The organism is Janthinobacterium sp. BJB401 (genome assembly GCF_013372745.1).
Classification (GTDB): Bacteria; Pseudomonadota; Gammaproteobacteria; order Burkholderiales; family Burkholderiaceae_D; genus Janthinobacterium; species Janthinobacterium rivuli.
Map to the genome: position 1 here is coordinate 1 of NZ_JABXFH010000039.1, position 24,642 is coordinate 24,642.

Annotated in this window: 22 protein-coding genes; 13 read left to right on the forward strand and 9 right to left on the reverse strand. The window is 61.6% G+C overall.

Annotated elements, in window-relative coordinates; genetic code table 11:
- Positions 1–9 precede the first annotated feature (9 nt).
- Positions 10–1,449 (reverse strand): amidase, encoded by a 1,440-nt coding sequence (locus HWE17_RS21250; RefSeq protein ID WP_176390133.1) that lies wholly within the window; start codon positions 1,447–1,449, stop codon positions 10–12.
- A gap of 101 nt (positions 1,450–1,550) precedes the next feature.
- On the opposite strand from HWE17_RS21250, the gene HWE17_RS21255 reads away from it, so the two are divergent.
- Positions 1,551–2,447 carry a LysR family transcriptional regulator gene (locus HWE17_RS21255; RefSeq protein ID WP_176390134.1) on the forward strand — a complete coding sequence of 299 codons (897 nt, stop codon included), beginning with the start codon at positions 1,551–1,553 and terminating at the stop codon, positions 2,445–2,447.
- Positions 2,448–2,511: 64 nt separating this feature from the next.
- The gene (locus HWE17_RS21260) at positions 2,512–3,813 is read left to right on the forward strand and encodes an NRAMP family divalent metal transporter (protein WP_176390135.1); all 1,302 of its coding nucleotides are present in this window, start codon (positions 2,512–2,514) and stop codon (positions 3,811–3,813) included.
- A 3-nt stretch (positions 3,814–3,816) separates the two neighbouring features.
- Here HWE17_RS21260 and HWE17_RS21265 read toward each other — a convergent pair whose 3' ends face one another.
- Positions 3,817–4,611 (reverse strand): SDR family oxidoreductase, encoded by a 795-nt coding sequence (locus HWE17_RS21265; RefSeq protein ID WP_099401968.1) that lies wholly within the window; start codon positions 4,609–4,611, stop codon positions 3,817–3,819.
- Between the two features lie 90 nt (positions 4,612–4,701).
- Here HWE17_RS21265 and HWE17_RS21270 point away from each other — a divergent pair, with 90 nt between their 5' ends.
- The 7 genes from HWE17_RS21270 to HWE17_RS21300 all read left to right on the forward strand — a co-directional run bounded on the left by HWE17_RS21270 (position 4,702) and on the right by HWE17_RS21300 (position 10,144).
- Positions 4,702–5,109: a MerR family transcriptional regulator gene (locus tag HWE17_RS21270; RefSeq protein ID WP_051958548.1), complete on the forward strand. Its 408-nt coding sequence runs from the start codon at positions 4,702–4,704 to the stop codon at positions 5,107–5,109.
- Positions 5,106–5,759, forward strand: a complete 654-nt coding sequence (locus tag HWE17_RS21275) for an SMI1/KNR4 family protein (RefSeq protein WP_176390136.1) — start codon at positions 5,106–5,108, stop codon at positions 5,757–5,759. The genes HWE17_RS21270 and HWE17_RS21275 overlap by 4 nt, the downstream gene beginning before the upstream one ends.
- A 566-nt stretch (positions 5,760–6,325) precedes the next feature.
- Positions 6,326–6,877: a DUF4142 domain-containing protein gene (locus tag HWE17_RS21280; RefSeq protein ID WP_176390137.1), complete on the forward strand. Its 552-nt coding sequence runs from the start codon at positions 6,326–6,328 to the stop codon at positions 6,875–6,877.
- A 111-nt stretch (positions 6,878–6,988) separates the two neighbouring features.
- The gene (locus HWE17_RS21285; protein WP_176390138.1) at positions 6,989–7,375 is read left to right on the forward strand and encodes a hypothetical protein; all 387 of its coding nucleotides are present in this window, start codon (positions 6,989–6,991) and stop codon (positions 7,373–7,375) included.
- Between the two features lie 13 nt (positions 7,376–7,388).
- A complete protein-coding gene (locus HWE17_RS21290) occupies positions 7,389–7,826 on the forward strand; it encodes a hypothetical protein (RefSeq protein ID WP_176390139.1) in 438 nt (145 codons plus the stop codon).
- Positions 7,827–8,065: 239 nt separating this feature from the next.
- Positions 8,066–8,533, forward strand: coding sequence for a cache domain-containing protein (locus HWE17_RS21295; protein WP_341353794.1), 468 nt, complete (start codon positions 8,066–8,068; stop codon positions 8,531–8,533).
- 60 nt (positions 8,534–8,593) lie between these two features.
- Positions 8,594–10,144 carry a methyl-accepting chemotaxis protein gene (locus HWE17_RS21300; protein ID WP_225241299.1) on the forward strand — a complete coding sequence of 517 codons (1,551 nt, stop codon included), beginning with the start codon at positions 8,594–8,596 and terminating at the stop codon, positions 10,142–10,144.
- Here the strand turns inward: HWE17_RS21300 and HWE17_RS21305 are convergent.
- Together HWE17_RS21305 and cadR are read right to left on the reverse strand one after the other, a co-directional pair.
- Entirely contained in the window at positions 10,141–11,223 is a 1,083-nt protein-coding gene (locus HWE17_RS21305) for a hypothetical protein (protein ID WP_176390140.1), read from the reverse strand. The genes HWE17_RS21300 and HWE17_RS21305 overlap by 4 nt on opposite strands.
- Positions 11,224–11,234: 11 nt before the next feature.
- On the reverse strand, positions 11,235–11,666 hold the full coding sequence (cadR, locus tag HWE17_RS21310; protein ID WP_035818887.1) for a Cd(II)/Pb(II)-responsive transcriptional regulator: 432 nt from the start codon (positions 11,664–11,666) through the stop codon (positions 11,235–11,237).
- Between the two features lie 99 nt (positions 11,667–11,765).
- Here cadR and HWE17_RS21315 point away from each other — a divergent pair, with 99 nt between their 5' ends.
- The 3 genes from HWE17_RS21315 (at position 11,766) to HWE17_RS21325 (ending at position 16,678) form a co-directional block, all read left to right on the forward strand.
- Positions 11,766–14,075, forward strand: a complete 2,310-nt coding sequence (locus HWE17_RS21315; RefSeq protein ID WP_176390141.1) for a heavy metal translocating P-type ATPase — start codon at positions 11,766–11,768, stop codon at positions 14,073–14,075.
- 85 nt (positions 14,076–14,160) lie between these two features.
- Positions 14,161–15,606 carry an alpha/beta fold hydrolase gene (locus tag HWE17_RS21320; protein ID WP_176390142.1) on the forward strand — a complete coding sequence of 482 codons (1,446 nt, stop codon included), beginning with the start codon at positions 14,161–14,163 and terminating at the stop codon, positions 15,604–15,606.
- A gap of 28 nt (positions 15,607–15,634) precedes the next feature.
- Entirely contained in the window at positions 15,635–16,678 is a 1,044-nt protein-coding gene (locus HWE17_RS21325; RefSeq protein WP_176390143.1) for an alpha/beta fold hydrolase, read from the forward strand.
- Positions 16,679–16,682: 4 nt separating this feature from the next.
- Here the strand turns inward: HWE17_RS21325 and HWE17_RS21330 are convergent, their stop codons facing one another.
- Both HWE17_RS21330 and HWE17_RS21335 read right to left on the reverse strand, forming a co-directional pair.
- Positions 16,683–18,167, reverse strand: coding sequence for an MFS transporter (locus HWE17_RS21330; protein WP_303625204.1), 1,485 nt, complete (start codon positions 18,165–18,167; stop codon positions 16,683–16,685).
- Between the two features lie 128 nt (positions 18,168–18,295).
- Complete coding sequence (locus HWE17_RS21335; protein ID WP_176390145.1) at positions 18,296–18,874, reverse strand: GNAT family N-acetyltransferase; 579 nt, start codon at positions 18,872–18,874, stop codon at positions 18,296–18,298.
- A 97-nt stretch (positions 18,875–18,971) separates the two neighbouring features.
- Here HWE17_RS21335 and HWE17_RS21340 point away from each other — a divergent pair, with 97 nt between their 5' ends.
- Complete coding sequence (locus HWE17_RS21340) at positions 18,972–19,853, forward strand: LysR family transcriptional regulator (RefSeq protein WP_176390146.1); 882 nt, start codon at positions 18,972–18,974, stop codon at positions 19,851–19,853.
- Between the two features lie 49 nt (positions 19,854–19,902).
- Here HWE17_RS21340 and HWE17_RS21345 read toward each other — a convergent pair whose 3' ends face one another.
- The 3 genes from HWE17_RS21345 to HWE17_RS21355 form a co-directional block, all read right to left on the reverse strand.
- Complete coding sequence (locus HWE17_RS21345; protein WP_176390147.1) at positions 19,903–22,038, reverse strand: peptidase domain-containing ABC transporter; 2,136 nt, start codon at positions 22,036–22,038, stop codon at positions 19,903–19,905.
- A 30-nt stretch (positions 22,039–22,068) separates the two neighbouring features.
- Positions 22,069–23,361, reverse strand: a complete 1,293-nt coding sequence (locus HWE17_RS21350; protein ID WP_176390148.1) for an HlyD family secretion protein — start codon at positions 23,359–23,361, stop codon at positions 22,069–22,071.
- Between the two features lie 421 nt (positions 23,362–23,782).
- On the reverse strand, positions 23,783–24,538 hold the full coding sequence (locus tag HWE17_RS21355) for a hypothetical protein (RefSeq protein WP_176390149.1): 756 nt from the start codon (positions 24,536–24,538) through the stop codon (positions 23,783–23,785).
- Positions 24,539–24,642: the final 104 nt, after the last annotated feature.

Below are 24,642 nucleotides of genomic sequence, written 5' to 3' on the forward strand. Positions count from 1 at the left end.
ATGGCATGCTTACACCTTGCCCGCCCACACGGGCGGCCGCCGTTGTCCCCACGGCGCCGCCCGCTCCAGCTGCCCAGCCAGGCGCAGCAAGATCCCATCGTTCGCATAGCCAGCCATGAACTGCATGCCGATCGGCAAACCGTCATCCGACATGGCGAGTGGCACGGACATGGCCGGCAATCCCGCCACGTTGGCCAGCGGCGTGTACGGCGAATGCTCGAACAGGCGCGCCGTCCAGCCCAGGCCGTCAAGCTGTTCCTCCTTTTCACCATAGCGCCCCAGTTGCCACGGCAAGTCCGGCAAGGTGGGCGTCAGCAGCACGTCGTACTGGCCGAACAAGGCGCCGGCCTGGCGCGTGACCATGTTGCGCACGTCGAGGGCCGCCACGAAATCGATTGCCGACACCGTTTTGCCATGGCGGTAGCAGGCCAGGGTCGCCGCTTCCAGGGTGTCGAGCGACACGGCGCGCCCGCTTTCCTGCGCCAGGGCGGCTATCCACGGCACCAGATTGGCGCACCAGATGCTGGCGTTCGCGTGCACGAAGGCTTCCCACGACACGCCCAGCGCGGGCGCCACTTTTTCCACATGGTGGCCCAGACTTTCCAGCAGGCGCACGGTCGTGTCCAGCGCGGCATCGATGGCTGGCACGGGCTGGGCGCCGTTGCAGGCGGCGCGCTGCACGGCGATGCGCAGCTTGCCTGGCGCCACGCTCACCTGCGACAGCCAGCTGTGGCCGGGCGGACTCGTCACATACGGCTCGCCCGGCAGCACGCCCTGCACGCAGTCGAGCAAGGCGGCGCTGTCGCGCACCGTGCGACTCACGCCCAGCTGCACGCCCAGGCCGCTGAAGATCTCGTCCATGGCGGGGCCGTTCGAGACCCTGCCCCGGCTCGGCTTCAGGCCGAACAGCCCCGTCGACGCGGCAGGCACGCGGATGGACCCGGCCGCGTCCGTCGCATGGGCCAGCGGCACGATGCCGGCCGCCACGGCCGCCGCCGCGCCGCCGCTGGAGCCGCCCGCGCTCAAGTTCAGGTTCCAGGGATTGCGCGTAGCACCGTAGAGCTCGGGTTCCGTGGTGGTGGCAAACGCCATTTCCGGCGTGCTGGTGCGGCCAAAGGTAGCCAAGCCAGCTGCGCGAAACTGCGTCATCAGGTGGGAGTCGAGTGTGGCAACATGGCCGGCGCCCAGCCGGCTGCCCGCTTCGCTGCGCCGGCCCGCCATGGTGACGGCCACATCCTTGATCAGGAATGGCACGCCGGCGAACGGCGCCGCGTGGTCGATGGCGGACAGATCCGCCGGCCACACTTCGACCACGGCGTTGATGTGCGGGTTGACGGTGGCGCAGGCGCGCATGGCGGCGTCGTGCAATTCGGCGGCGGAAACGGCGCCGTCGCGCATTAGCTGGGCCAGTCCCAACCCATCAAAGCTAGCATATTCATGGAGTTGCATCAGTTTATTCCTGTAATGGATGAAGAGTGGATATCACAGGAACTACTGTAGGGCTTGCGCTATCATAGTGGAAATGAATAGTTGATATACAAGGTATAGTCATGAACAATTTACACAAGCTGGACTTGAATCTGCTGCTGACCCTGAATGCCTTGCTGATTGAACGCAACGTCACGCGGGCGGCAGCGCGGCTGCACCTGAGCCAGCCTTCCGTCAGCGTGCAGCTGGGCAAGTTGCGCGCCGCTTTCGACGATCCGCTGCTGCTGCCCGGTCCGCGCGGCATGCTGCCTACGGCGCGGGCGCTGGCCCTGTTCGCGCCCTTGCAAGCCGTGCTGGCACAGCTGGAGCAAGTCTTGCAGCCGGAATCGGCGTTTGAACCGGCCACGGCCGAGGTGTGCTGGAACCTGGCGGCGGCCGATGCCACCGAATACGCGATTTTGCTGCCCATGCTGCCGGCTCTGCGCGCGCAGGCGCCGTTGTCGCGCATGGCCGTGTTCGAAGCGGTGCCCGCACGCATGGCGCACGACCTGGAAAGCGGCCAGGTCGACCTGGGCTTTTTGGCCCGGGAAGAAGCGCCGCCTGGTTTACGCCACCGCACCCTGTTTACCGAACATTACGTGCTGGCGGGCCGCCACGAGCACCCGTTGCTGCAGGCACAGCCGAGCCTCGATCAATTTTGCGCGCTGGAATTCATCGTTGTCTCACCCAACGGCGGCGGTTTCCGCAGCAATGTCGATACGGCGCTGGAACTGTTGGGACGAACGCGCAAGGTGGTGCTGTCCGTGCCGCACTTTCTGATCGTCCCACCCTTGCTGGCGGCGTCCGACATGGTGGCCCTACTGCCGTCGCGCCTGCTGAAAAATGCGCTGGGCGGTCTGCGCACGTGGGAACCGCCCGTCAGCCTGCCCGACTACAAGATGGCCATGGTGTGGCACGAGCGCATGCACCTGGATCCGGCGCACCGCTGGCTGCGCGAGCGCATCATGGCGGCGCTGTGATTTATCTGTAAAACACCCCACCCTCCTGTGATACGCTGCTGGCTCCACCACACAGGAGCCACGCATGCCCACCGACAGCGGCCGCGCAGATACAGCCCGCCAGCCGGCAGCCCCTTCCGACACTTGGCTGGGCAAGCTGGGGCCCGGCCTGATCACGGGTGCGGCCGACGACGACCCCAGCGGCATCGCCACGTATTCGCAGGCCGGCGCCCAGTTCGGTTTTGGCATGCTGTGGACCGTGTGCCTGACGTTCCCCCTGATGCTAGGCATCCAGGTCATCAGCGCCAAGATTGGCCGGGTCAGCGGGCATGGGCTGGCGACGAATATTCGCCGCCATTATCCGAAATCCTTGCTGTACGCCATCGTCGGCTTGCTGCTGCTGGCTAATGTCATCAATATCGCCGCCGACGTGGCCGCCATGGGCGATGCCTTGACCCTGATCATCGGCGGCCCCACGCATTTGTACGCCGTCGGCTTCGGTCTGCTGTCCCTGCTGCTGCAAGTGTTCATTCCGTATCAACAATACGTGCGCATCCTGAAATGGCTGACCCTGGGCTTGCTGGCCTATGTGGCCACCGTGCTGACGATCCACATTCCGTGGCGCGAGGTGGCGCTGCGCACGGTGTGGCCCCAGTTCACCTGGTCTGCCGCCTCGGTCACCATGATCGTGGCCGTGTTCGGCACCACGATCAGTCCCTATTTATTTTTCTGGCAGGCATCACAGGAAGTGGAAGACTTGCAGGCCGATGCTGGCGCGCAAGCCTTGCGCCGCGCGCCGGAGCAGGCGCCGCGGCAATTCCAGCGCATCAAGATGGACACGGCCATCGGCATGGGCTTCTCCAACCTGGTGGCGTTTTTCATCATGCTGACGACGGCCGTGACCCTGGGCGCGCAAGGCATCACGCATATCGACACGTCGGCCCAGGCCGCCTCCGCCCTGCGCCCCATCGCTGGCGAGTTCGCCTTTGCCCTGTTCAGCCTGGGCATCATCGGCACAGGCTTGCTGGCCATTCCCGTGCTGGCCGGCTCGGCCGCCTACGCCATGGCCGGCGCCTTTCACTGGAAAAACAGCCTGGAACTGGCGCCCAGGGCAGCCAAGAAGTTCTACGGCATCATCGTCACGGCCACGGTGATCGGCGCGGCCCTGTGCTTTTCGCCGCTCGACCCCATCAAGGCCCTGTACTGGAGCGCCGTCATCAATGGCGTCATTTCCGTGCCCATCATGGCTCTGATGATGGTGATGGCGTCGCGCCCCGCCATCATGGGCACATTGACCATCTCACGCCGCCTGCGGGCGCTGGGCTGGCTGTCGACCGTCGTCATGGCGACGGCCGTGCTGGCCATGTTCGCCACCATGGCGTTTTGATGCCTAGGCCGCCTTCGGCTTGAGCATGCCTTCCACGATGCCCAGCACGGTCTGGCGCGGCAGCAAGCGCGGCAGCCAGGCCAGCAGCCGGTTGGGCCGGCCCGCCACATGGCTGCTGCGGCCCCGGTCCAGCGCCCGCAGCGCTTCATCGACGACGGCTTGCGGATCCATGCGCTTGCCCACGGCCGCTTCGGGCGCGGCCACCACGTCGAAGAAGGCCGTCTCGGTTGCGCCCGGGCACAGGGCCAGCACGCGCACGCCGCGGCTGCGGTTTTCCGCCCACAGGGCTTCCGAGAACGACAGCACGAAAGCCTTGCTGGCGCCATATACGGCCATGTAGGGATCGGGCTGCAGGGCCGCCGTGGACGCCACGTTGATGATGGCGCCCCGTCCTTTTGTCAGCATGTGCGGCAAGACGCAGTGCGTCATTTCCATGAGCGCCGTGCAATTGACGGTCACTTCGGCCGTCTGGCGCGCGAGATCGATGCTTTCGAAGCGGCCGTGCGTGGCGAAGCCCGCATTATTGATCAGTACATCGGGCGCCATGCCCATCGACCAGGCTTGCGCATGGGCTTGTGCCGCAGCGCCGGGCTGGCTCAGGTCGGCCACCAGCGCATGCGCGCGGATGCCATGGCGCTGCGAAAGTTCTTTGGCCAAATTGTCGAGCACGGCGCCGGAACGGGCCAGCAACAGCAAATGGGCGCCGCGCGCGGCCAGGGTTTCCGCAAACACGCGGCCGATGCCGGACGAGGCGCCCGTGATCAGCACGGTCTGGTTGGTGAAATTGAAAGCGGTCATGGCAATGGAATCGTAGTGAAGGGAAATTCACTGTAAACTGTCGACTTTAGTCCACGGTCAAGCGTGGAATGCAAAGAAAGTCAAAAAACGATGCGCATCGGAGAAATCACCCGCCTGACGGGCGTCAGCAAGGACACCGTGCGCTTTTACGAGCGCCAGGGGCTGCTGGACGAAGCGCCGCAGCCGGGCCTGACGAACAACTATAAAGAGTACTCGGCGCAGGCCTTGCGGCGCATCGAGCTGATCGGTCACGCCAAGGCGCTGGGTTTTACCTTGAAGGAAATTGCCGAAGTCATTGCCGTCTGGCAGGAAAATGCGCTCGATGCGCAGACCAAACGAGCTATGCTGGAAACGAAAATTGCCCAGATCGACGACAAGGCCCGCTCGATGGCCGTGCTGCGCGCCGGCCTCGTCGATGCGCTGGCCAAGGTGGAGACGGGCTGCACCGATGCGGCGCCAGTGCGCGTAGACAAGAATAAATACAAGGAGAATCAATGAGCAACCATTACACGCGCTACCGCCACCTGGCTATCGAGGGCGCCAAGCCTGCCCCCACGGCGCAGCAGATCGCCGCCATCGAAGCCTTGCTGGAAGCACCGTTGCCGCCCGCCTTCCTGGCGTTCTTGCAAGTGGCCAACGGCGCTTATTTTGATTACACCAGCGATGTGCCGGACGGTAATGGCGGCGTAGAAAAAATGGGCTTCAATACCTTCTTCAGCGCCGACGAAGGCGATTTCTGCGATGAAACCTTGGTGGGAGAGATTCGCGCCGCGCGCAAGCATACGGACATGCCGGCGCGCATCCTGCCGTTCGCCCGCGATGGCGGCAATTCCATGGTCTACCTGGACCTGACCGAGGAAGGCGGCGGCCGCGTGCTGGCCTATGTGCAGGAATTGCCGGACTGGACGGGCAAGCGCGCCCACGGCCTGATGGAACTGGCGCCCTCGTTCGACGCCTGGCTGGACAGCCTGTACATCGACCGCGACACGGTACTCGACGAACTCGAACACAGCGTCTCGGAGCCATCGCACCTGGACGCGATGGCGGAATGGCTCGATATCGGCATGCCCGCCTGGCGCCGCGATGCCGGCATCGCCGCTTTGTTTACCCTGAAACAAGTCGAATTGTGCGCTAACGAACAGGACTAGTCCTGTGGGCTGCTCGACAGCGACCTCAAGACTGGCAAAATAAAATGCTGTTCAGTATTAGCTGAACAGCATCGGTTTGCAGACCGCCTTTTCACGAATCGCTATCAATGGGATTTTTTACGTCGTTGCGCAGTCAAGGAAGCGGCGAATGCAATCGCATTAAAAATGATCACACTCGATAGCAGATTCCAGCCATTGAAGCTCGATGAAGAAGTCATTGCCCATGCGATCAGGCCACCGCACGTGCCAAACGACAGAATTTTTAAGTAACGCATATTACTTTCCCCATGACAATTAAGAATCAACAATCCAATACTAGGCATAGTGATTCGCCCTGCATATCAGACTCCTCTTAAATTTGCTGTCGGAGCAATCTGACGACCGACCTCTTCGAACCTTCTCCGGCGAACAGGATCAATCCTACAGAGAAGATCGTTCCTGTCCTATGGGTGTGTGTGATTGGCTGGATTAACATTCCAATCAGCTTGTAAAAAAATCACGCACGATTTGACGGCATGACCGCGAATGTCGTTCGATTTTCTGCGCCATACACGAAAGGAGTTCTTATGCCTATCTCTACCACCAGTTCCCGTACCCCCTCCCTGAAAAGCGTAGCCATCGGCGCCGCCGTGGCGCTGTTGAGCGGCATCGCCATCAACAGCATCGCCGCTGCCGCGCCGGGCGCGTACGACAAGCAATTCCTCAGCAAGGCTGCCGATGCGGGCAGTACGGAAATTGCCGCCAGCAAAGTGGCGCAAAGCAAAAGCAGCAATGCGCAAGTAAAGGCATTCGCCGATGCCATGGTCGCGGACCACACGAAAGTGGCTGACGAGCTGAAACAGCTGGCCAGCAGCAAGCAGATCGAGGTCAGCGACCAGCCCGGCAAGAAACACCAGGCGCAGATTGACAAGCTGAGCCGCCTGGAAGGCCAGCAGTTCGACAAGGAATATGCGGCAAGCATCGGCGTGGCGGCGCACAAGGACGCCGTGAAACTGTTTACGGATGCCAGCCAGAAGGCGAGCGATCCCGAGATCAAGGCTTTTGCCGCGAAAACCTTGCCAGCGTTGCAACATCACCTGGACATGGCGAATACCTTGCATGCGGCGGTGGGCAAATAGCCAAGTTGACGGCAATTAGCGGGGACATGCTTGCCGTACGTGCTGTACAGCAAGTATTTCGGCTCTTGACATACAATGCCGCAACTTCGTTTTCGGCCATGCCATGACCTCATGCAGCTACTCAAGAAAACCGGCCTGATCGCCGCCGCCTTCCTGCTCATCTTCCTGCTGGCAGGCTGGCTCTTCATCAAGGTAAGCGCGGCGCGCAATGCCACCGTCTATGCACAGCAGTGGAACGACCAGGGCACGTGCGTGATCAAGACCTATGTACCGCATTACGGCAACGGCGTGCCGCAGAACATCGTGCGCGCGCTGAGCACCTCCACTTTCTTCCGCGTGTACCACAAGGATGGCACTTTGCTGGAAAGCACGGAATGGGTGCTGGACATGCATGAAGACGGCATCCTCGACCATGCTCGCTGGGGCCAGAACCAGAACCGCGCCATCTACCCGACCGACCTGGGTTACGAAGGCTGGACCTTGCCAGAATGCGCGTGAACGGGGAACCTTCATGCAAGAAGTAAAACAAAAGGGGTTGCGTGGCCCCTGGAGCGACACTCTCTACGTTCCCACCTTGTACCATTTCCTCGGCCCTTTCGATGTGTATGACCGCGAACACACCCTGGGCGTGGAGCTCGACACCTGGGACATGAACGATCCAGCCCAGCGCGCGGCCCTGATACGGCGCGACATCACCTCGCGATACAAGGAGCTCAGCTACCGCCACCGCCACGCGCTGGTGGCCGTGCTGGCGCAGGCCTTGCAAGACCCTGCCTACGATTTCCAGGCCATCCTCGAACACGACCCCGAAAGCACATACGCCCTGCCCGCCTTGTGGGACGAGATGGACGACCCGCGCGCCTTCTTTGCCGATATCCACCGTCTGTTGCGGCAAGACTGGCGCGACGATCTGGCGCGCGCGGCGGCGGAAGACCCGGCCAGCTGGTAGCGCGGCACTGGCGCCACACTATCGACACGATAGCCTGCGCCCTCCTTCCCCCTATGACATATCGATTGCTGCATCGTGCACGCAACGTTGCAAAAACGCCCGTCTGAAAAAATATCTGTTGCACCAGCGCATCTTCGCTGGCATCGCGCTACCATGCACCGTCGGCATTCCGATAGGCGCCGCCTCACCGCGCCGGTTCCCCACCGGCGTCCCTCTGCCGCAATGTGAAGGAGATTCTCATGCCCAAGTTCGCCCCTGCCATGTGCCTGTCGCTCATGCTTGCCGCCGCTACTCTGCCGTGTATTGCCAGCGCTGCCGAAGGCGGCGCCACGCGCGCCGACGCGGAAGCCATGGTCAAGAAAGGCGTGGCCTACATCAAGAGCGCCGGCGACGCCAAGGCGTATGGCGAGATCACGGCCAAGTCGCCGCAATTCATCCTGCACGACCTGTACCTGGTCGTCTACAAACTTGACGGCACGGTCGCCGCGCATGGCGCCAACCAGAAAATGGTGGGCAAGAACTTGATCGAGCTGAAGGATATCGATGGCAAGGCTTTCGTCAAGGAACGAGTCGACTTGGCCAAGAGCAAGGGTACGTTCTGGCAGGAATACAAATTCACGAATCCGGAAACCAAGAAGATCGAACCGAAGGCGATGTACTGCGAAAAGCTGGCCGAGACCGTCGTCTGCGGCGGCATCTACCTGTAGCCAGCCGCCGCGCCGCCAGCGCCGGGATGGTTTTCCGCTCTCTTGACGATATGGGTTCCGATGAAAATCGCACAGAAGATGTTGATCGTCCCGGTGGTCGCGCTGGCTTGCCTGCTGGCCATGGGGGCCTTGTCCTACTTCGCCATGCAGCAGAACGAGCAGCGCATGCGCGAACTGAAAGACGTGACCCTGACGGCCGAGCGGCTTGCCAACCAGCAAGCCATTGCCCTGGGCCAGGTGCACGCCGACGTGTATGCGAAGATCGCCATCGCCGCCAGCCTGTCGGAGGAACAGTTCAAGCAATTCGGCGCGCAAACGGATGGCCAGCTGAACGCCATCGCGCAAGGCTTGAAGGAATTGCAGAAATTCTCGGGCGCCGCCACGGAAGCGGGTCAGGCGCTGCCCGGCATCGAGCGCTACCGTGCCAGCGTGGCGCAAGCGCTGGACCTGGCGTCCATGGACCCGAATACGGGCGTGGCGGCGATGCAAAATGCCGCCGGACACTACCAGCAAGTGCGCGGACAGCTGCGCCAGGTGCTGCTCAACCTGGACCACCGTACCGTTGTCGCCTTGCAGGAAACAAAAAATGCGGGCCAACGCGCCGGCTGGCTGTCGCTGGGCACCATGGCCGTCGGCTTCGCTCTGCTGGCCCTGATCGCCACCTGGGTGGCGCGCTCCGTGGTGCGGCCCATCGATGATGCCTGCCGCGCCGCCGAATCGCTGGCCGCCGGCGACCTGACCACGCGCATCGAGGCGCAGGGCGACGATGAAGTGGGCAAGCTGTCGCGTGCGCTGGCCACCGTGCTGAAAAACTGGAACACTTTATTGGGCGAGATACGCCAGGCGGGCTCCACCATCACGGTGGAAGCGAGTGAAATCGCGCTCGGCAATGCGGACTTGTCGGCCCGCACGGAATCGCAGGCTCATTCCTTGCAAGAAACGGCAACGTCCATGCACGCCCTGACCGATACCGTGCGCGAGAATGCCAGCCACGCGCACCAGGCCAACCAGATGGTGTTGTCGACGTCGAACGTGGCGCTGGAAGGCGGCCGCGTGGTGGGCCAGGTGGTCGAGACGATGGGTTCGATCAAGGCCAGTTCAGGACGCATCGTCGATATCATCGCCGTCATCGACGGCATCGCGTTCCAGACGAATATCCTCGCCTTGAACGCGGCCGTGGAAGCGGCGCGCGCGGGCGAACAGGGGCGCGGCTTTGCCGTCGTCGCCACCGAAGTGCGGGGCCTGGCGCAGCGCTCGGCCACGGCGGCGCGCGAAATCAAGCAGCTGATCGAGGATTCCGTGGCCCGTATAGAAACCGGCAGCGAGCTGGCCGACAGCGCCGGGCGCACCATGGGCGATATCGTTGCCTCCGTCCAGCAGGTGACGGAAATCATGAACGACATCACGGCGGCCAGCCAGCGCCAGAGCAAGGGCATCGAGGAAGTCAACAATGCCATCACGGAAATGGATGAATTGACCCAGCGCAATGCCGCCCTCGTCGAGCAATCGGCCGCCGCCGCGCAAAGCATGCAGGACCAGGCGCATGATTTATTGCGCGTGGTCGACGCCTTCCGCCTCGGTGATGGCGGCCCGCCTTTGCTGCCGCGTTAGCGCCGGTCCGGCAAGGCGGCCCTGGCACAGGCCAGCATTTTCCTGCCCGCCGCGGCCAGGGCGGCGTCCTGATCCGTCTGCAAGACCTTGCCCCGGCTGTTCTGATCGTCATAACTGTCCAGCATGGCCGCATACAGCGAGGCCTGGTCCTGCAAACGCCAGGTGGCGCTGCGGGAATTGCCGGGCGCCTCAGGCATACTGGCGCTGAAGTAACCATACAGTCCGCCGATCTGCTTCTTGTGCAGCCATTCCATCAATTGCACGATGCGGTACTGTTCCAGCAGGCTCAATTCGCTGACATTCACGCTGGACAAGGCGTAATACAGTTCCAGACGGGCCATCCAGTTGCCCTTTTCACCGGCCGCCACCAGCCCATCCCAGGCGGGGCCGGAGCGTACGCTGCGCACGGCGCGCGGCGCGCCTGTCCAGGCGTCGACAAAGGCCTGGTCCGGCACGGGGCCGTAGTCATCGGGTGCGCGGCAGACGAACTGGCGTGCATCGGGCCCGCCATCCTTGAGCGCGTTGCCAATCTGCGCGGCAACCTTGTCGCCGATGGCCAGCAGGCGCTTACCATAGCTCTCTATCGTCCAGCTCGAAGGCAGCCGGCCCAGCCAGCCCAGCGCATCGTCGTTGGCCCGCGCTTGCACCGCATAGGCGGCGATCCGGGCCTGCATCTTGGCTTCTTTCTGCTGCTCCGCCAGCTTGCGCGCATCCTGCTCTTCATCATGGCGGCTCGTGGTTTTGGCCAGTTGCATGCATTGCTGGAAGGCATCTGGGGCGCCCTGCCAGCATTGCGCCGGGACCTTCAGTTGCCAGCGCATGCTGACGGTTTTCAAAATATAGTTTTCTTCGCCGTCTTCCCCCTTGACATAGGCGCGGCCGTCCGCCGTGGTCACGCCTTTGCTCAGTTGCTTGCCGCCAACCGTGCTCCAGGTATACGGGTCATCGTCTTGCGGCACGCCGGGCGCGGCGTACAGGGTCAGGTAGTGGCTGGCTGCGGCGGGCGCATCGGCGGCATGGCTCAGCGGCGACAGCAGGGATAAGGCCAGTAAAGTGCTTCCAGGTTTCAGTTTCAGCATGCAGCAATCGTTCAATGCAGTTCGGTATGGCAGGCGCAATCGTGGCCGCTGGCCGCTTCCGACAGGTTCTGCAGGATGGCGCAATCTTGCGACGGCTGCGGCTGGTCGCATTGGTGGCGCAAGGTTACCAGTTGCTGCTGCAATATTTGTAAATTCGCCATTTGTTCGGCAATGCGCAAGATATGGTGGTCGAGCAATTCATTGACGCTGTGGCAGCCTTCGGCCGGGTTGTTCTTAAATTCCAGCAAGGCGCGGATATCCGTCAAACCGATCTGCAGCGAGCGGCAATGGCGGATGAATTGCAGCCGTTCCTGGTGTTCTTCGCGGTACTCGCGGTAGCCGGCGCTATTGCGCCCCGGTTCCTGCAGCAAACCCGCCTTTTCATAGTAACGCACGGTTTCCACGTCACAATCTGTCCGTTTGGCCAGTTCTCCGATACGCATGGCATCCCCTTTTCATTCTTTCATGCAAATTCTGCTTGACCCTGTAGCGGCTACAGGCTTTCTAATGGAAGCATACACGAAACCGGAAGGACGAATGCGATGCCACACGATAGCCATACCCATACGCACGACCACGACCACGCGCACAAGCATGACCATAAGCACGACCATGGGCACAAGCATGACCATGCACCCAAGGCGGCCAGCTGCTGCTCCAGCCAGCATGCGTGCTCGTCCACGCCTGCCGACGCATCCGCACCGGCCCTGCCCAGCGCAGCCATCGCCGGCGCGAACACGGCCAAATACCGTATCGCCAACATGGATTGCCCCACGGAAGAACGGCTGATCCGCAACAAGCTGGGCAATATGGCTGGCGTCGTGGGCCTCGATTTCAACCTGATGAACCGGGTGCTCGACGTGCACCACACGCTGCCTACACTGGCCACGGTGGAAGCGGCCCTGCACGGCATCGGCATGGAAGCGATCCCCTTGGCAGCGGACGCCGCCGTTGCGCGCGACCCGAACGAAGGCAGCCTGAGCACTCTGCAAAAAGGCTTGCTGGTCGTCTCCGGCCTGGCTGCCGCGGCCGCCGAAGCGCTGGCCTGGACCACGCATGAAGACAGTTCGCCCCTTGTCATCGCCCTGGCCCTGCTGTCGATTGCCACGGGCGGCTGGCCGACCCTGAAAAAGGGCTGGATCGCCCTGAAAACGTTCACGCTGAACATCAATTTCCTGATGAGTCTGGCAGTTTTCGGCGCCGTCGCCATCGGCCAGTGGCCGGAAGCGGCCATGGTCATCTTCCTGTTCGCCATTGCCGAGCTGATCGAAGGCTTGTCGCTGAACCGGGCGCGCAATGCCGTGCACAGCCTGATGCAGCTGGCGCCCGACACGGCAACGGTCGCCGACGCCAGCGGCGCCTGGCAGCCAGTGCCCGTCGCCACGGTGGCCATCGGCACCCTGATGCGCGTCAAGCCGGGCGAGCGCATCGCCCTTGACGGCATCGTGCAAAGCGGCGAGTCGTCCGTCAACCAGGCGCCGATCACCGGTGAAAGCATGCCGGTAGACAAGGCCGTGGGCGACGTCGTGTATGCGGGCACCATCAATGAACGGGGCTTGCTCGACGTCACGGTGACGGCCAACAGCGGCAACAGCACCCTGGCGAAAATCGTCAAGGTGATCGAGGAAACACAAGGAAAACAGGCGCCCACGCAGCGCTTTGTCGACAATTTCGCCCGCTACTACACGCCGGCCGTCGTCGTCTTCGCCATCCTCGTGGCCGTGCTGCCGCCCCTGCTTTTCGGCGCGCCCTTCATGGACTGGATCTACAAGGCCCTGGTGATGCTGGTGATCGCCTGCCCGTGCGCGCTCGTCATTTCCACCCCGGTCACCGTCGTCAGCGGCCTGACGGCGGCGGCGCGGCGCGGCATCCTGGTGAAAGGCGGGCAATTCCTGGAGACCGGTTATCGTATCAAGGCCATCGCCGTCGACAAGACGGGCACCTTGACCATGGGCAAACCAGCCGTCACGGACGTGGTGGCGCTCGAGGGCGGCAACCGCGACACTATCCTGCTGCTGGCCGCCAGTTTGGACGCGAACTCCGCCCACCCCCTGGCCGCCGCCATCGTCAAGGCCGGTCCGCCCGCCGGCAGCCACTTGCCCGTGACCCAGTTTACCGCCCTGCATGGACGCGGCGTGCAAGGCAGTATCGATGGCCAGACGTATTACCTGGGCAATGCCCGCCTGATGACGGAATTGAAGGTCTTGACGCCGGCACTGCAAGCCATCCTGGTGCGGCTGGAGCAGCAGGCGTACACGGCCATGGTATTGGCCACCTCGGCCGGTGCGCTGGGCGTGATCGCCGTGGCCGACGTGCTGCGCCCGACGGCGGCGTCCGCCATCGCCAGACTGAATGCGCTGGGCGTTACCACCGTGATGCTGACGGGCGACAATGTGCTGACGGCGCAGCGCATCGGCGATGAAGTCGGTGTCAGCCTGGTCAAGGCGGAGTTGCTGCCGGAAAACAAGCTCGATGAAATCAAGGCCTTGCAGCAGCAATTCGGCGTGGTGGCCATGCTTGGCGATGGCGTCAACGACGCCCCGGCCCTGGCGCAGGCCGACATCGGCTTTGCCATGGGCGCGGCCGGCAGCGACACGGCCATCGAAACGGCGGACGTGGCCCTGATGGATGATGAACTGGGCAAATTGCCTGAATTCATCAGCCTGAGCCAGCGCACGCGCAACATCCTCGTGCAAAACATCAGCTTTGCCATCGGCATCAAGGCCGTGTTCTTCGGCCTGGCCCTGGCCAGCATGGCAACCTTGTGGATGGCCGTGTTCGCCGACGTGGGCGCCAGCCTGCTGGTGGTGGCGAACGGTCTCAGGCTGTTGCGTGGCAGCAAGGCCAAATAAATCCACGTGGAAAACTTTCCATCTGGACAATTGGTGTAAAAAACGCTACTTTGGCAGCTATTCCCCACAGCCGCCAAAGTAGCCGATGACCTTACTGCCCCGCCTGACCCTGCTGGCTGTACTGCTTTCCAGCGCATCCTTGCATGCCGAACCGATGTTCTTCACCCCCTGCTCCGATACGGCCGCCCCCGGCAGCCTGTGCTCGGGCTTGAACGTGCCCGGCAGCTACGATGACCAGGGCCGCGCCGTGGGCGATACGGACGCCATGCACGTCTTCGTGCGCAAGTTTGCCGCCGATGTACCTGCTGGCAAACCCGCCAAGGGCACCCTGTGGCTGGTGGCGGGCGGTCCCGGCGAATCGGGCGCCTCGTTCTACCGCTTGCTGCCGACCTTGCGCCGCAGCTTTCCCGGCTTTGAATTCCTCATCCCCGACCACCGCGGCACGGGCCATTCGTCGCGCTTGTGCAAGCTGGAAGAGTCGGAACAAAGCCCCGGCGGCCGCGCGCTGGCTGGCGCTGAATGGGGCAGCTGCTTTGCCGGTCTCAACCTTGTACCGGAATACGCGGGCCAGTTTTCCATCACGATGGCGGCGCACGACTTGCAAGCCCTGATCGAAGGCGAACGCAAGGCTAAAGGCAGACAGCCGCCCGCCTATGTATATAGTGTGTCGTATGGCACGCAGCTGGTCTTGCGGGCATTGCAGCTGGGACCGCTGCCCGTCAAGGGCGTCATCTTCGACTCGCTGGTGCCGCCGCAAACGGATGCGCGCTGGGATTTGAGCCAGCGTTCGCACGTGGTCAACACCGTCGGCATGCAGGTGCTGGCCGAATGCGACGCGGATGCGGCTTGCCATGCCGCACTGGGCGAGCCGGCTGAAACGCTGTACCGCCGCGTGCTGGACAAGGCGCAAGCGGCCCCCGCCCTGCTGGCGAAGATCCCCGGCAAGAACCTGAAAAACTTCCTGGGCGGCATGCTCGACGTACCAAACGCCCGCGCCCGCATCCCGTATCTGCTGCGCGAGCTGGACCAGGGCGGCGAGACGGAACTGGCGTCCGTGCGCGCCACCTTGACGCAGGCGGCGGCCAGCCTGGGCAGCTATCCCCAGTCTCCGCTGTCGATTCCGCTGGTCAGCATCATCAGCAATTCGGAAAACAATCTGCAGCCATCGTTGCGCCCCGGCTGGACGGCCGCCGACATCGACCGTGACGAGGCCGATTTGCTGTTTACCAGTCCCCTGCCCCGCATCCTGCTGGGCGGCGGCTTGCCCACCTACCCGCGCGACGCCTATTTCGGCGCCTTGCCGGCGAAAATGCCGCCGACCCTGGTGCTGCAAGGAACTCTGGACCCGAAGACGCCGTACGCGGGCGCGCAGGCGCAAGTGCAGGCTTTGACGCAGAGCAAGGCCGGCAAGGTGGCCCTGTCCACCGTGCACAAGGCCCCGCATTTCCTGTTGTGGACGGCGCCCGCCTGCTTTGAACAGGCCAGCACCCGTTTTATTGCCGGCAAACCGGCGCACGATTGCACGCTGTAGTTCCCCCCACTATATAGAAGAGGACGATATGCGCATCACAGGCCTGGCATTGCTGCTCTTAACTTGTTTCAACACGGCGCAAGCGGCTCCCGTACCTGCGTGTGCCTCGCCTACGCAAGCCGTGCGCGAGCAAGGCTATGTGCCCATCAATGGCATCGAGCAATGGATCACGGTCACGGGCGCCGCCTGCGGCAATCCCGTGATCCTGTTCATCCATGGCGGCCCCGGCAACGCACTGAGTCCCTACGCGGAGGCCATCTATACCGGTTGGGAACGCCACTACACCCTGGTGCAGTGGGACCAGCGCGGCGCCGGCATGACGTATGCGAAACAGCAGCCGACGGAAGACATGACCTTGACGGTGGAACAGATGCGCGACGACGGCATCGCCGTGGCGCGCTATATCGAACAGCATCTGGGCCAGCAGAAAGTCATTTTGATGGGCAGTTCCTGGGGATCGATACTGGGCGTGCACATGGCCAAGGCGCGCCCCGACCTGTTCCACGCGTATATCGGCACGGCGCAGGTGGTCAATGCCAGGGACAATGAGACCGGCATGTACCGGGAAGTGATGGCGCTGGCGCAAGCGGCTGGCGATACCGCCACGGTGGACAAGCTGACGGCGCTCGGTGCACCGCCATGGACGGACCCGCGCAACTTCGGCATCTTGCGCCGCTTCGACCGCAAATATGAAGGTTTGGCAACGGATCCGCCGCCCAAGCACTGGTGGCAGCCGGCGCCGTTCTACGCCACGCCGCAAGCCTTGGCCGATGCCGAGGCGGCCGATGACTACTCGTACATCCAGTTCATCGGCCTGCGCGGCGACGGCATGTTCGCCAAGGTCGACCTGCCCGCGCTGGGCACGCGCTTTGACTTACCCGTGTTTTTCATCATGGGCGAAGCGGACTTGCTGACCTCGCCCGTCATCGCGCGCAGGTACTTTGACAGCATCACGGCGCCGGCCAAGGATTTCACCGTGGTGCAACGGGCCGGGCACGACCCCAACCAGGCCGTGCACGACGCCCAATGGACGGTCTTGCGCGACAAGGTGGCGCCGCTGCTGAAGCGCTGATCCATCAGATCGAGATCGCCCGGCGTGCCCGCAGATGCAGGTGGCGGATGGTGGCCGCGGCCGCCATCAGGATGGCGGAAGCCGTAGCCAGCACGACAATGAACGCCTTGTCGAAGGCCGAGCGGGCCAGTTCCGACACTTGCAAGCCCAGTTCGGCAGGCAATTGCTCGGCGGCCAGCAGCGCCGCATCCAGGGTGTCGTGGGCGTTCGGCAAGATGCCAGCGCTTTCCGGTATCACCAGGGTGGCGCTGTAGACGGCCGACATAATCGTGCCCAGCACCGTCACGCCGATCACGGCGCCCAGTTCATACGACACTTCCTCGATCGAGGCGGCCATGCCCGCTTGCTGGGGCGCCACGTTGAGCATCACGGCGCTCGATGCGGCCGTCATGACGGCGCCCAGGCCCAGGCCTAAAATTACCAGGCTGGCCACTTGCGCCGAGACGGCGGCGTCATGCAGCACCAGATACGCTGCCATGCCGATACCGGACAGCAGCAGCGAACCCCACAGTACCTTGGCCTTGTCGGCGCGCGGCAGCATGAAACCCGTCAGCGGCCCCGCAAACACGGACGCCAGCGGCAGCGGCAACAACAGCAGACCCGCTTCCAGCGGAGATAACTCACGCACCAACTGCATGTGCTGGCTCAGCGCCAGTTCCATGCCGATCAGGGCGGCGGACGCCACCATGGCGGCGGCCACGGCGCTGGAAAACGGCAGTTCGCGGAACAGGGCGAAGTCGATCAGCGGCTTGGCTTGCCGCTTCTGGCGACGCACGAATTTGAGCATGAAGAAGGCGCCGACGGCGAACGAAGCGGCGGCCAGCGCATACGACGGCTGCGACTTGCCCAGTTCCTTGATCGCATACACGCCACCAAGCAGACCCATCATGATTTGCAAAGAACCCTTCAAATCCCACGGTTTGTCGCGGTTACCGGCCCGTTTCGGCAGGACAACGGCGGCCAGCACCAGGGTCAGCAGCACGATGGGCACGTTGATCAGGAAGACGGAACCCCACCAGTAATGTTCCATCAGGAAACCGCCGAGCACGGGGCCAAACGCGGCGCCGCCGGAGGCAATCGCCGCCCACACGCCGATGGCGAACGAGCGCTCGCGGTTGTCCGTAAAGGTCAGGCGAATGATGGACAAGGTGGCCGGCATCATCAAGGCGGCGCCGATGGCCAGCAGGATGCGCGAAAAAATCAACAGTTCCGGCGCGGGCGAAAACGCGGCGCACAGCGAGGCGATGCCGAACACGGCCAGGCCGGCAAGGAAAACGGGTTTGTGGCTCAAGCGGTCACCGAGGGTGCCGAGGCCGGGCAGCAGACCGGAGACAACCAGCGCGTACACGTTGATGATCCACAGTTTTTGCGAGGAAGTAGCCTGCAAGTCGCGCGTCAGCGCAGGCAAGGCGGTGTAGAGCACGGTCATGTCGACCACGATCAGGAACAAGGCGCTGGAGACGATGGCCAGCGTCAGCCATTTTTTCATTGGATGCATGGGTAACTCAGTAATTTTAGTGTAATTTTTAACAACTATCTGTTTGGATAAAGCGGGTGCTGCGCAAATATTTACGTTCCAGGCTGCCACGGGCCTGGGCTTGTCGGGGGCGGCGGGCGTCAGCCACGGTCACCATCCTTGTCATCCACGGCGGAGGTCATCGCGTCGAGTTCGCGCAGCATGACGACGGACACTTGCTTGAAGCCGCGGCCCTGGAAGAATTGTTGCGCCGTCAGGTTGTGCGCGCCGCATTCGAGGAACAAACGGGCGATGCCGTGGTTGCGCAACTCGCTTGCTACCCACTCCACCAGCTGGCTGCCGATGCCGCTGCCGCGCACGGAAGGCAGCAAGACCAGGTCGTCCAGCGCGGCGAACGATTTCGAAGCGCGCTGGCGCGTGTCGATGGAGACCAACGCCATGCCGACGATGGCCTCGCCCGATGTGGCGACAGCGAGCAGGGTCGAATCGCCATGCGCCCAGTCATGCGACAGGGCGGCGCGGATTTCGCCACGGATGACCTCAGGCAAGTCCGCGCGCCAGTTGCCCGGCGCATCGGCGCGCTCGCCCTGCAGCTCCGAATGGGAGATGTAATCGGCGTTGACGTTGTCAAGATATAACTTGCACAAGGTATCTTCGGCGGTGGCATCGTGACACCAGCTGAAGCTGATGGCGGGTGAATTGGCTTGAGCGTTTTTCATGGCGGATCTCGTGTTGTTGAAAGTGTAAAGGCATTTTATGTCGCCCCTGAATGGCATTCAAGTTAAAATCCATCTGCAAAACAGATAGGTGTATGCCATGCAATGGACTTTGGAACAAATGCGCTACTTTGAAGCGGCCGTCGCGGCCGGTTCTTTCTCGGGCGCGGCGCGCCGGCTGGGCCGCGCGCAATCGGTGGTCAGCACCTCGATCGGGCTGCTGGAAGCGGAATTCGGCGTGGAACTGTTCGACCGCTCGCGCCGCAGCGCCGTGCTGACGGAAGCGGGCAAGGTGATGCACCTGGAAGCGTGCGAATTGCTGCGCCAGGCCGAGCGATTGCAGCTGCGCGCCCAGTTGCTGAGCGAGGCCCCCGAAGCCCGGCTGACCCTGGCGCTGGACGAAGCCCTGCCCTACCTGGCCATCGGCACCCTGGTCAAGGAACTGGCGGCGCGCTACCCGGCGCTGGAACTGGTGATGCTCAACGCCACGGCGTCCGAGGTGGCGCAATACGTGGAGCAGCAGCAAGCCGACGTGGCCTTCCACTTCGACCGCGGCCCGATTTCTCCCATACTGGAACAGCAGCACATCGGCAGCGTGGCGCAAGGCGTGTTCGTGGCAAAAGGCCACGCCATGGCGCATGGCCAGGAAGTGAGCCGCAATGAGCTGACCCGCTACCGCCAGCTGATCATGGATTCCGAGCTCAACCGCGAACACGCCTTCAGCCCCGCCGTCTGGTTTTCCGATAGTTTTTACAGTATTGCCGAGATGGTCGCGGACGGGCTGGGCTGGGCCATCCTGCCCCTGAACATCGCCAATTACGACAATTACAAGGGGTATTTGCAGGAAGTGCCCTGCCCCGCACTGGCCTTGTCGCGCCTGCCCGTGCGGCGCTTGTCGATACATGGAAAAAAGCTCAGCGAGACGAGTTTGTGGCTGACGACGAGGCTGGCGGAGTTGCTGCTGGATGGGCCGCGGGGGTGAGGTACGCTGCGATGTAATGGACCTGTTGCTCAGGAAGCGGTAGCGACGTTCATGAGGCATCCGGTGTTTCTTGCATGACATCCACAACGATTGTTCCTTGCTGCAGCACCACCACCCTTTGCGCCATGGCGATGGTTTCCGGCCTGTGCGCAACGATCACGCGCGTGAGCGTGATTGTTTGGATCGCCGCGTTCACGGCCTGTTCGTTGCGCGTATCGAGGTGGCTGGTCGCTTCGTCGAGCACCAGCAACTTCGGGTTCTTATATAGGGCGCGTGCCAGCAGGATGCGCTGTTTCTGGCCACCGGACAGGCCGCTGCCGATGTCGCCTACCAGGGTATTGAAGCCCATCGGCATGGCGGTGATTTCTGCATGCACGGCAGCCAGGTGCGCGCAGGCTTGCACTTGCCGGTCATTCGGAGACGGGGCAAAAAAGCTGATGTTGTCGGCGATCGAGCCAGCGAACAGGGTGTCTTCCTGCATCACTGTGCCCAGCAATTGCCGGTAGTTCGTCAAGCCCAGGCTGGCCAGCTGGATGCCGCCGATGAGGATCTCGCCTTGCGTCGGCTGCAGCAAGCCGAGCAACAACTTGAGCAAGGTTGTCTTGCCGCAGCCGGACGGGCCGGTAATGGCGATGCACTGACCTGCGGGAATGTGCAGATTGAGGCCGCTCAGTACATCCGGTTCGCCATCGGCATACCGGAACGTCAGGTTGCGGATCTCGATCGATGGCGAGATATCGTCCATGTCGACCTCAACGTCGCTGCCGTCTTCTTCCGCGTCCGTCAGGACGATGTCGGCCACCCGTTCGCCATGCAGGCGCAGCATGCGCAGCTCGAACAGTTTGTCGACCAGGCTGGCCATGCGCTGGCTGAACTGGTCCTTGTAGCTGATGAATGCGAACAGCATGCCCACCGAAAAGCGGTTGTCCAGCACGGCCAGCGCCGCCATCCAGATGACGATTACCCGTTCGGCGCTGAAGAGCAAGGTATTGGCCGTCTGGTAGGAAACGGACAGCTTGGCGATGCGCAGGTCGGCATTGAACTGGTCGGCCAGCGCGTTGGTCCAGCTGGCGCGGCGCTCGGCGGCGCGGCCGAACAGGCGGATGCTCTGGATGCCGCGCACGGATTCCAGGAAATGCGTTTGCTGTTTTGCCGCATGGATGATCTGTTCGGCCGTCGCTTCGCGCATGGCCTTGAACAGGGCCCAGCGCAGCATCACATACAGCAGCACGGCGATGCAGGCCACGCCCGCCAGCAGCGGGCTGTAGAACAGCATCATGCCCAGGGTGGCCAGCACCAGCACGCCGTCGATGGCGCCTTCGATAAACTGCGTCGTCAGGCTATGTTGCATGGTTTCGATGGAATTGAAGCGCGAGACGATATCGCCCGTGTGGCGCTTCTCGAAGTACGGCAGCGGCAGCTTCAGCAAGTGGGCAAAGGCGTTGCCCAGCCATTGCAAGTTCAGATTCGTGGCCAGCACCGTCGTGATCCAGGAACGCACGGCGCCGATGGCCGTCTGTACCAGCACCAGCAGCAAGAAGCCGCAGCCGAGCACGGTGATCAGGTCGCGGTCGGCGGCCAGCAAGGCTTCATCGACCAGCCATTGCATGTAGAACGGCGCCACCAGCGCGCACACCTGCAAGGCCAGGCCCAGCACCAGTAATTGCAGCAAGCCGCGTTTCAGCCCCACCACGCGCCCCATCAGCGACAGCAGCGAGAACTGCTGCTTTTCCTCGGCCTTTTGGAACTCGGCGGTGGGCGTCAGCTCCAGCGCCACGCCCGTAAAATGTTTCGCCACTTCCGCCAAGGGCAGGCGGCGCTCGCCCACGGCCGGGTCGTGGATCACCGCATGGCTGCCGGAGACGGACTTGAGCACGACAAAATGGTTCAAGTCCCAATGCAGGATGGCGGGCAGCTTCAGCTCGGGCAAATGCTGCATGTCGAGTTTCAACGGCCGCGTATGCAGGGCCAGCCCCTGCGCCATCGCCATCAGCCCTTTTAAAGTGACGCCCTTGAGGGAGACGGAAAAACGCCGGCGCATGCTGGAAATGTCGGTCTGGTGGCCCCAGTAGCTGGCCACCATGCACAAGCAGGCCAGGCCGCATTCGGCCGCTTCCGTTTGCAGCAGGACGGGCAGGCGCTGACTGCGCCAGAAGGACAGGTGGGCAAGATCAGGAAGGTGCATGCGTATTGTGGGTATCAATCAAGAGAGGGCTTACAGGCGCCCGGAAATGCTGAACAGGGGTTCCAGCACCCATTCATACAGGCGCCGCTGTTCCAGCAGCACGCTGGCGTCGACCAGCATGCCCGACTTCAGTGGCAGGGTTTCGCCATACGCCCGCACGCTCTGGCGCTGCAAGGTCAGGCGGATGCGGTACAAGGGTTCGCCATTCGTGCCGCTGACGGCGCCCGGCACTGCCAGCTCTTCGGGGCGCAGCGAGGTGCTGGCCACTTCGCGCACCAGCGCCGGATACTGGCCGAATTTCTGGTACGGATAGGCCTGGTAGCGCAGCAGCACCGTCATGCCCGGCTTGATGAAGCCAACCGAGCGCGACGGCGCGTAGATTTCCGCTTCCAGCTGGGCGCCTTGCGGCAGCACGGAGGCGAGCACGCTGTTGGCCGCCACGGTCTGCCCCAGCTCGGTGGTGATGGCCGTGACCATGCCATCCTGCGCCGCGCGCACGAGGATTTCGCGGCGCGCCTCGTTTTCCGTCAGGTCCTGTTCGATGGCGGACACATTGCGCTGCAATCCTTCCGTGTCGCGTTGCGCCTGCACCTGCAAGTCGCGCACGTCCGCTTGCGTCGTGGCCAGGTCGCGGCCGCTGGCCGACTTGATGCGCTGCAGTTCGGCCAGGCGCTGGTGCTGGTCCAGCAGCTCGGCCTGCTTATCCTGCAGTTGCGCCGACGAAATGTAATGGGTGGCGTGCAGCTCGCCGTAGCGCTGGTAGGACTGTTCCGCCAGGGTGATGCGGCGCTGTTGCAGCACGATCTGGTCATCCATGCGGCCGATTTCCGCCGCCAGGTCGCTGGCACGGCGCTGGCCCGCCGCCATGCGCTGGCGCGATTGCAGGCGCGACTGCTGCAATTCAGCGTCATAACTGTCGCGCCGGCTTTTCAACAGGCTTGATACGACCTGCTGGGGCGCCCCAGCATTGGTGCTGCTGCGCTCGCCCGACAGCACGAACAGCACCTCGCCCGCGCGCACGGCCTGCCCTTCCTTGACGCGCACCCCGGCAATGACGCCCGCCTGGCCCGGCATGATGCGGATCACGCCGCTGGTCGGCAACAGCACGCCCTGCGACTGCGCCTTGCGGGTGGTGCTGAAGAAGATGAAAAATGCCACGATGGCCAGCGCGATGGCGAGGAACAGCCAGGTCAGGAATACATGGCTGACGGGGCGCGCAAGCAATACGGTGCCGTATTGTTTATTGCCTAGATGCTCGATGGCTTGCTGGCGGAACAGTCGTTGAACAACTGTAGCAGGGACTACTGCGGTGGAGATGGTCATAATTTATTGCGAAAAATATTTTTCTTTTCACTTAGAAACTAATAGTAAATAAACTTATTAACTTCGCCAAAATTCAAGAAATTCAAGAAATTCAAATATTATATTTTTTAAGCGCGATGGTGATTAAGCATAGAATAAAAATATACAATTATTTATATATCCAAGGAAATATTTTTATTGCAGCAAAAATATTTATTTTCTCTTATTGCAGCACCATAACGTCTACTACTTAAATTTTAAAATTTCTATAAACCTCGCTTGAATATATAGGGAAGGCGGCATGAAAGAAGAGGCCCCTGGCCAATCTTGGAATGAGATAAAATAAATAAAGATTGACGTTTATTATTGTAAATGGCTTTAGCAATAAAAATAGCGTATCCGCAGGCGGTCAAAAATTTCGCATTGCTTTTTCCATACGAAATCAATTTTTCGCGGTATCCAATTCAATGAACAATCTTCCTAAGACATAATCTATTGTGACAACACTTTCACCAAATGGAGCCAGACCAATGAACCCAAAGATCGGATTTTTTATATTTACAATTGCTCTTGGATCATGACAGTACACAGCAATATTTTTTGAATTAAGTATCATACTTCCTAGAGAAACTGATTCAACAATCGGTGCAAAATAGCAGGGAACACTTTGCCCCCAACGAGGAATAAATTTAGGCTTTACATCATCGATTTTTTTCAATCCGACTAACTTTAACCAGTCGCCTTCTTGTAAAACAACAAGATCTGCAATTACGCTCCCAGTATCAAATACCATCTTCCTTTTTTCCCCATTCCCCAGTATTAATATAGCCATAGGGAAGCTGCCATGATTTCCGATTTTTGATATATTAATTTCTATAGAAGTATAATTTTTTCCTTCAGTTTTTCGAAATGCGCCCCTCGTATATTTAAACGTTGTGCGTGCAAGATCCAGGCTGAGATTGCCACCTAAAAAATAGTCGTTGGCAAGAGTACCAACCAAGATATTTTTTTTTGAGTTGCTGCAATTTTTAGACCTATCTTTTTTCACTGCGTACATCAACTCAAAAATTCTCGACGATGGCTCCGAAAAAGAAAATTTCCTAATTAAAAGTGTATCAGGCTTTAATAGTCGCGAATATTGCCTAGGCAAGGCATCTCGATAAAGTTTGCTGATACCTGCACCTGTATCGAGTTGCATCTCACACTCCACACCGTCCAGTTTAACGGGAAGAAGTATGGATCCTTTTTCTATTACCTCTGAGCCGTATTTTATCTCTCCCCATTTGAATGATTGCCAATGCG